Source organism: Pseudomonas putida (assembly GCF_028682175.1).
In the GTDB taxonomy this organism is placed as follows: Bacteria; Pseudomonadota; Gammaproteobacteria; order Pseudomonadales; family Pseudomonadaceae; genus Aquipseudomonas; species Aquipseudomonas putida_AD.
In genome coordinates this window covers 114,920-121,494 of sequence record NZ_JANHKS010000014.1, presented here as the reverse complement: position 1 = coordinate 121,494, position 6,575 = coordinate 114,920, and the positions used below count along the sequence as shown (strand labels likewise).

8 protein-coding genes are annotated in these 6,575 nt (G+C 60.6%); 1 reads left to right on the top strand and 7 read right to left on the bottom strand.

Going from position 1 to position 6,575, the window contains the following annotated elements:
* The 5 genes from NPS29_RS12805 to NPS29_RS12785 form a co-directional block, all read right to left on the bottom strand.
* Window positions 1-312: hypothetical protein (locus NPS29_RS12805; protein WP_274132981.1), on the bottom strand; the 312-nt coding region annotated here is incomplete at its 3' end.
* A 3-nt stretch (window positions 313-315) separates the two neighbouring features.
* Entirely contained in the window at window positions 316-3,879 is a 3,564-nt protein-coding gene (locus NPS29_RS12800) for a phage tail protein (protein WP_274132979.1), read from the bottom strand.
* A 57-nt stretch (window positions 3,880-3,936) separates the two neighbouring features.
* Entirely contained in the window at window positions 3,937-4,527 is a 591-nt protein-coding gene (locus NPS29_RS12795; RefSeq protein WP_274132988.1) for a tail assembly protein, read from the bottom strand.
* A 53-nt stretch (window positions 4,528-4,580) separates the two neighbouring features.
* Entirely contained in the window at window positions 4,581-4,925 is a 345-nt protein-coding gene (locus NPS29_RS12790; protein WP_274132978.1) for a hypothetical protein, read from the bottom strand.
* 81 nt (window positions 4,926-5,006) lie between these two features.
* On the bottom strand, window positions 5,007-5,162 hold the full coding sequence (locus NPS29_RS12785) for a hypothetical protein (protein WP_274132976.1): 156 nt from the start codon (window positions 5,160-5,162) through the stop codon (window positions 5,007-5,009).
* 182 nt (window positions 5,163-5,344) lie between these two features.
* On the opposite strand from NPS29_RS12785, the gene NPS29_RS12780 reads away from it, so the two are divergent.
* A complete protein-coding gene (locus NPS29_RS12780; protein ID WP_274132974.1) occupies window positions 5,345-5,548 on the top strand; it encodes a hypothetical protein in 204 nt (67 codons plus the stop codon).
* Here the strand turns inward: NPS29_RS12780 and NPS29_RS12775 are convergent, their stop codons facing one another.
* Together NPS29_RS12775 and NPS29_RS12770 are read right to left on the bottom strand one after the other, a co-directional pair.
* Window positions 5,549-5,791, bottom strand: coding sequence for a hypothetical protein (locus NPS29_RS12775; protein WP_274132973.1), 243 nt, complete (start codon window positions 5,789-5,791; stop codon window positions 5,549-5,551).
* Between the two features lie 24 nt (window positions 5,792-5,815).
* On the bottom strand, window positions 5,816-6,574 hold the full coding sequence (locus tag NPS29_RS12770; protein ID WP_274132971.1) for a C40 family peptidase: 759 nt from the start codon (window positions 6,572-6,574) through the stop codon (window positions 5,816-5,818).
* Between the last annotated feature and the right edge of the window lies 1 nt (window position 6,575).

The window sequence follows — 6,575 nt, the reverse complement described above, 5'->3', positions numbered from 1 at the left end:
AGCCGTGGTTGCCGGGTTGATAAATCCGGCATATCCGCGATTGTAGTTATAGACCCGCACCACGTCGGTCCGCACCTCGGTTTCGAACTGAGTGTCATTGCTTGTGTAATTAGCCACAGGAAGGCAAGTGGCCGAGGCGTTGGACGGCGTGACGCTTGGACAACTGAAGTCCTGATACCCTGCGCCCTGGGAGTTGACGATTGTCCAGCCGCTATTGTTGACGACTACCGATAGGACAATCCGCACAGTGAACGAGTTTTCATCCATGCGCAGGTTTCCCGAGGCGTCCCACACCCGCATGCCATAGGCCATCGTTCACCCCAGGTTTCCGAGCTTCACCCGAAGCACGTTGTTCGCGTCGTAGACGGCCACATACAGGTTGTTGACGACAATTCGCCCCTGACCCGCTGCACCGCCGTTGATTTCCAGCGTGCCGTCCTTGTTGAGGATCCAGCCGGTCTGGCCCGCCACGTAGTTCGTGGAGCTGATGAAGCTGCCGATCTTGGCATTTGTAATGGTGCCGTCCTGGATGAACGTCGAACCCAAGAAGTTCTGCCCGTTCTTGATAATGAACGGAAAGTCGACCTGCCCAGCCGTCGTAGGATTTGCGAAGGCAATCTGGTTGGCAGTGAACAGCAACGTCGATTGCAATCCGCCGGGGCCGTTTTCAATGCCAGCACCGATACCAGCGAATGCATATTGTCCTTGGGCATTCACCTGAAGTTTTAGGGACCACATCACTGAAAGCTTTCCAGCAGTATCAGCGTATGCAGTGGAGGTTTGCTGGATGCTCGCCGTGTTGTCATCCACCCGTGCATTGACCTGCGTGATCGCCGTAGCGGTTGCAGACTGATTATCGGTGACCACCTGACGGAGATCGGTGACCTGGGCAGCGTTGTCGCCCACAGTTGCGGTGAGTTGGGCAACCGTCTTCGCGGTCGCCGCATTCGCGCTGGCGGCGGTCTTGGCCTCTGTGACGATGCTGGCCGTGCTGCTCCAGCCCTTCAGGGCGTCAGCCAGGTCACCTTCACCATCGTCATCCCTGGCGGATGAACGCAGCGCCTGCAAGCTTGAAGCCTGGGCCGTCACCCTCCCGTCGATGGTGGTGATGTCGGTGGTGTTGGTCGCTACCTGCTGGGCCAGGCCGTTGGCCGTCTCGACACTCTGACCGACGTCCAGCCAGTAGGTGGTGTTCGGCGGCGGCGTGTTGATCGGCACAGTGCTTTTCGCCTGGTAGATGCGATCATCCGCGACAACCTGCTGCCCTTTGGTGTAGACCTGATCCGGCTTGTAGCCCGCCAGCCCATCCAGCGCCTCAATCTGCTCCTGCAGGTCGTCGATCAGTTCGATCTTGTCCTTCAGGTCCTGACCCAGCTCGCTCTCGCCAATCTGGCCGGCGAGCATTTCAAGAATCGGGCCGGCTTCGGAGCTGCTCTGGCCCATCACGCCCTGACCCACCGGGTACCACGGACCGATGTTGCCGGTCCGGTCAACCAACCGCGCCCAGAAGAAGAACGTCACGCCCGCTAGCAGGCCTTGCATGCTGTATTCGGCCTGGGGATAGGCTAGGTCAGTGAGTTTGGTCGCGGCTTCCCGCGCCGGCGTCGGCCCGTACCAGATCTCCGTGCGCTGGGTGTCTTCCGCACCTGGTGGGAAGGTCCATTTGAGTCGGATGCCGAAGATCAGCGCCGTGGCCGTCAGCGAGGTTACCGCCGGCGGCAGGCCATCTTTGCCGTTGAGCTGGGTCAGGATCGAGGTGCGCCAGATCGACGAGATGTCGTAGGCGCTCACCGCACGCACCCGGGCCAAATAGGCGCCGCGATAGATGCCGGTGATGTCCACGCTGGTCGCACCGGTGCGCTGCACCTTGATCCAGTTGCCGTTGTCCTTGCGCCATTCGACGTCGTAGCCGACCGCGCCGGTGACGGCCGGCCACGTGATCGTCATCGTGGTAACGGCCAAGCCCTGGGCGATAGCAGTGTTCGACGTCAGCGTGACGGCGGCCGGCGCCGGAACGACGGTGATCGGGATCACGCTGATTGGGCGTTCTTCCAGCCGTGCGCCAGTGTCGATGAACGCGAACTTGCTCGGCTCGAACTGAACCGCCGCGATCTCGTAGTCGCCTTCGGTGGTGCGCTTGGTGCTGAGCACACGATAAAGCGGGATCGCCAAGTCGTCAGCATCTAGCGCCCACTGCAATTCTGCCGTCGGAGTCTCGCTGTAGGCCGTGGTCACGGTGATTGCGCGCCCAGCAACCGACTGCACGGTCCGGCCTTCGGCCTTGCCGCTGGGCAGGTTGATGATGAGCCGGTCGCCGGCCTTGGCCTGAGTGTCACGGTCCAGCGTCACGACGCGCCCGGCGCCTGCCGAAATCCGCCCTCCTACTTCCCGCCCGGCCAGCAGCGAGTCGGCCACCGGGATGATGTAGCCCGGCAGCGGAATAGCGCCCTCCATGCCGGTCTTGAACGTGACAGTCCGGTCCTGGTTGTTGCTCATCACCACCCATTTGCCTCGGCGCTGGGCCTCAGAAGCGCGGGTGCAGCCGATGGCGCTGATCTCGACCGGCTTGTCGCCGAAGCGACGCTGAAGCTCTGGATCTGCATAGGCAGTGACATCGGTGTCGTAGTTGTTGGCCGGGTTGTCATAGCTGACGATCGCGCGGCTGTACCTGGTCCTGCTCGACGCGCTTCCGTACGAGAATTTGCCGTCAATGACGTTTGCGCGGGTGAAGACGTAGTCGAAGTCCTGGGTGCGCGGCATGTCGGCTTGTGCGACGAGCTGGCCCTGGGCCCAGTAGGTCATGCCCCGGTAGATCGCGGAGATATCGCGCAGCAGTGTCCAGGCTTCTGCCTTGCCCTGGAGGTTCATGTCGCAAAGGAAACGTGGCTCTTGGCCGCCGGCGCCATTGCCTACCAACTGGTCGCAATACTGGGCGATCCGGTACAGCTCCCACTTGTCGACCATGAACGGTTTGATGCGCATGCCCAGGCCAAACCGATCAACCGTGCAGATGCCGTAGGTGATCCACGCCGGGTTGTTGGTCCACGCAAGCTTGAAGGTGCCATCCCACACGCCGGTGTAACTGCGGGTGACCGGGTCATAGTTGCTCGGCACCTGCCACTTGCGGCCGTTGCAATCCACGGTCACCGCAGGGATGTTGGTGAACTGCTCGGCGTCGAATTCGATGTAGAGCAGCGCGGTATTCGGGTACCGCAGCTTTGCGTCGATCACTTCGGTGTAACCGGCGATCAACATGGTGTCGGCGATCTTGTTGCTGTTCTGGTTCGGGGTCAGGCGCCGGACGCGGATCTGCCAGCCGGATGTCGCCGGCGGTAGGTCGATGCGGCGCGAGCGCTCGTATCGAGTGGTGGTCTTGCCGTCGACAGCTTCGACCAGCACCTGCTGATAGGCGCCACCGTCCGTGGCCACGTCTACCGCATATTCGATGCGGTACCCGCCCACGTTGCCCTGATCGTCCTGCTGCTGGAGCGCTGGCCACGCGAAACGCAGCCGAACGGCGGAAAGCTGGGTGTTGGTCAGCGAACGCACCCAGGCGGTATCGCTGCGCAGTTCAACGTTGACGGTGGTTTCATTTTCCACCGCTGGGATACCGGGGATATAGGACTGATCAACCGCGCCAGTGCGCCACTCCCACTTCACGTTCGGGAAGTTGACGTTGCCGCTGGCGTCATTGATTGGCGTGTTATCCAGGTAGATGTTCTGGGCGCTCGGTACGCCGTCGAACTCGCCCTCGCCCACGGCGATCAGGATCTTGGCCAAGTTGGTCGATCGCAGGCTGTCGGCAGCCTCAATTGGGGTTTTTGGGCTGCTGCTGCCGCCCTTGGCGCCGGTGATGTCGATGCGTTCAACTGCGCCCATGCTTTTCTCCAGGCATAAAAAAACCGCCAATCGGCGGTCGGGTCTTCCAGTTCGGGATCAGGTCTTGTCTTCGGCGTAGATCGAGGCACTGATGATCGCGCCGCCCCAGCGCCGCCGGCCGATGCAGATTGGGACGGGGTTGCCGCTGGCCGTGGTGTTCTTGGCGCTGCCGAAGGCGTAGGACGGGAGGTTTTCAGGTGCAGCGCTTTGTTTGAGTCCTGAGGCTTGAGGGCTGAGCATTTGGATGACGCCGCCGAGCACCAATGATGCACCGAGCGACTGACCCCAACCCTGCATGCCTGGCACGAAGAACGAGGCTACGAAGATGACTGCACCGATGATGGTTTGCAGAATGCCGGCGCGCTTGCTGCCCGATACGACTGGGACAATTCGCAGTTCTCGGGTACCGCCCAGGTCGAACGCTTTGCTGCTCTCATTCTTCCGGTTGCGGTAAATCGCGAAACGCATCCCCAGTCGGTCGAGTCGCTTAATTTCCTCATCGAAACCCGACAGGGTCGCCTTGAGAGCCTTGAAAGCCTCCCACACCTGGCCCGAGTCGATCTGGCGGCGATGTGTGCGGCCGAACTTTTTGGCCAGCGAGCCAGACAGGAAAATTGTGGTCATCGGACTGTAAGAAGCCGCAGTCATGGACATTTTTTGCCCCTCAAAAGAAAAAGCCACCCGAAGGTGGCTTGCGCTGGTCAGAGGCAGTCTTTAACCGCCTCTTCAATTGCTGTTCGCCCAACACCGGGCATCCACGCCACCCGCTGATAAAAGTTCACCCGGCTTCCAGTGCTGGATTTGCTGACCTCGACCAGTTCGTCTGTCAGCTGCATGGCGCCGATCACAATCCGGTACCCGTCGGATGTCTCCGACATCACTGCCTCAGAGCGTGCGTCCTGCCATTTCGGGAAAACACAGAGCGCGTATGCTTTCGGTGACTTCTTCGTGCTTGCGCTGGTGGTTGGCTTGTTGGTTTTCAAATCACTTGGCGACACACACCCAGCCAGCAGGGCAACCGCCAGCGCCCCTATCAGAATTCGCATGATGATCCCTCATTGATAAAGGGCCGAGGGTAGCACCAAGGCAATCGATGCAAAAAGCCCAGCACATGGCTGGGCTTTGGGTCACTGCTGGCGCACTTCGAGAATCGTGGCTCCGGGGTACTTCTGCAAGATCTTCCTCTCAGCTTCACGCTGGTCAGTTCCGTTCTGAAGAACGTTGCTCATGCCTGAACCGTTGCTCGCTTTGAGCTTGAAAACGTAGGTCTTTACTGCTGCCACGATGCGTCTCCTTCGCATGTATGAAAGCAAAACATAACATCGTCCTGTCCACCCATCCAGCATGGACAAACGATCAGTAACGAACCAGGTGCATGCCGTAGTAGCGTTGCGCCTCCAACGAACCGCCTCGGTCCGTTGCCTGCAAGCCCATGGACCGGGGTAATGTGACCTAGGAGGTCGATGTGAGCAAAGAACTACTACCTGATCCAAACAAAGCTGGCTGGGTACTCGGCTGGGGCGTGGTACGTAACTCGCCTTGGAAACTGCATGGCGTGTACGCGACCAGAGCAGAGGCAGACGCCCAAGCCGCTATCGCTGGGGAGGGATTTGCCGTGAAGGAAGGGACAAACGAAAAAGGCACTGACAACTTCCTCAGCTTCTCTTGATTACTCTGACATCGCCATCGTGACTGAGCCAGGGCCTTTGGTGATAACAGCCGCAAGCCCTGGCTTACCTTCGTACTTTCGACTGTAGCCATCCGGACTCCGGCAAAGACCTGAGAAATTCACCCGATCCACTTCAACGCCTTTATCGAGAATTGCCACCTCCGCTACGGCACCGCTTATCCTGCCTTGGGATACTGTGTACAGTTCCTTTATGGTCAGCACATAACTCTGGCTGGCATGCATTGCATACTCCTGCGGCAGCGCCGCTCACTGTTTCGCGTCTTTGTGCCTGAGAATTAGGCGTGTTCTGTCATGCCACGGCCCGCCGAAGACGATGATCTCGGAGGGTCTGCCGTACAGGTGGTGCAGCATGAACGGTCCCGCGCCGCGCACCGCCGTTGGCTCGTCGGGCAGCGCAGGATCGGTCCCGAGGAAAATCCCCGCGTGGTTCGGGTGCTTGGTCCGCCCCACGTCCATCACGATCATGTCGCCGCGCTGCGGGCTACCGACGCGCTCGAAGCCTGCCGCCTCGTAGGCTTGCTCATACAGGCTCGGGCCGTCGGCCTTCTCCCACCAACCGTCCTCGCGCTTGAAGGCCCCAAACTCAAGCCACCACTCGCGCTTGTACCAGTCGGCGCAAACCTGCCAGCAGTCCCAGGCACCGTGCACGAACGGCCGACCCAGCAGCGGCGTGTTACCGGTGGGCACGATGGTGCGCAGGTCGCCCTCCGGCCAGCTCAAAATGTGCCACGGCAGCTCGGTTGCCTCGCACATGGCCATGTCTCGCGGCGACGGGCGACTAGTGGCGTCTGGGTGTGAGTGCACCACGCCGATCACTTCGCCTTGGTCCTCGGCCGCGGCGTAAGCCTCCGGCGAAATGCGAAATTCCTCGTTGGGCACGGTCGCGGTGTTGGTGCACGGGATGTACTGCTGCTTGCGGCCAATGCTGATCAGCAGCCCGCAGGATTCTCGCGGATACTCGGCGGCCGCATGCGTCTGCACGGCCTTGAGGATGTGTCTCAGCATG

Bases quoted from the DNA above. Each gene is read 5' to 3' on its own strand.
- NPS29_RS12800 (WP_274132979.1), bottom strand. From the start codon at position 3,879: ATGGGCGCAGTTGAACGCATCGACATCACCGGCGCCAAGGGCGGCAGC.
- NPS29_RS12795 (WP_274132988.1), bottom strand. From the start codon at position 4,527: ATGACTGCGGCTTCTTACAGTCCGATGACCACAATTTTCCTGTCTGGC.
- NPS29_RS12790 (WP_274132978.1), bottom strand. From the start codon at position 4,925: ATGCGAATTCTGATAGGGGCGCTGGCGGTTGCCCTGCTGGCTGGGTGT.
- NPS29_RS12775 (WP_274132973.1), bottom strand. From the start codon at position 5,791: ATGCATGCCAGCCAGAGTTATGTGCTGACCATAAAGGAACTGTACACA.
- NPS29_RS12770 (WP_274132971.1), bottom strand. From the start codon at position 6,574: ATGCTGAGACACATCCTCAAGGCCGTGCAGACGCATGCGGCCGCCGAG.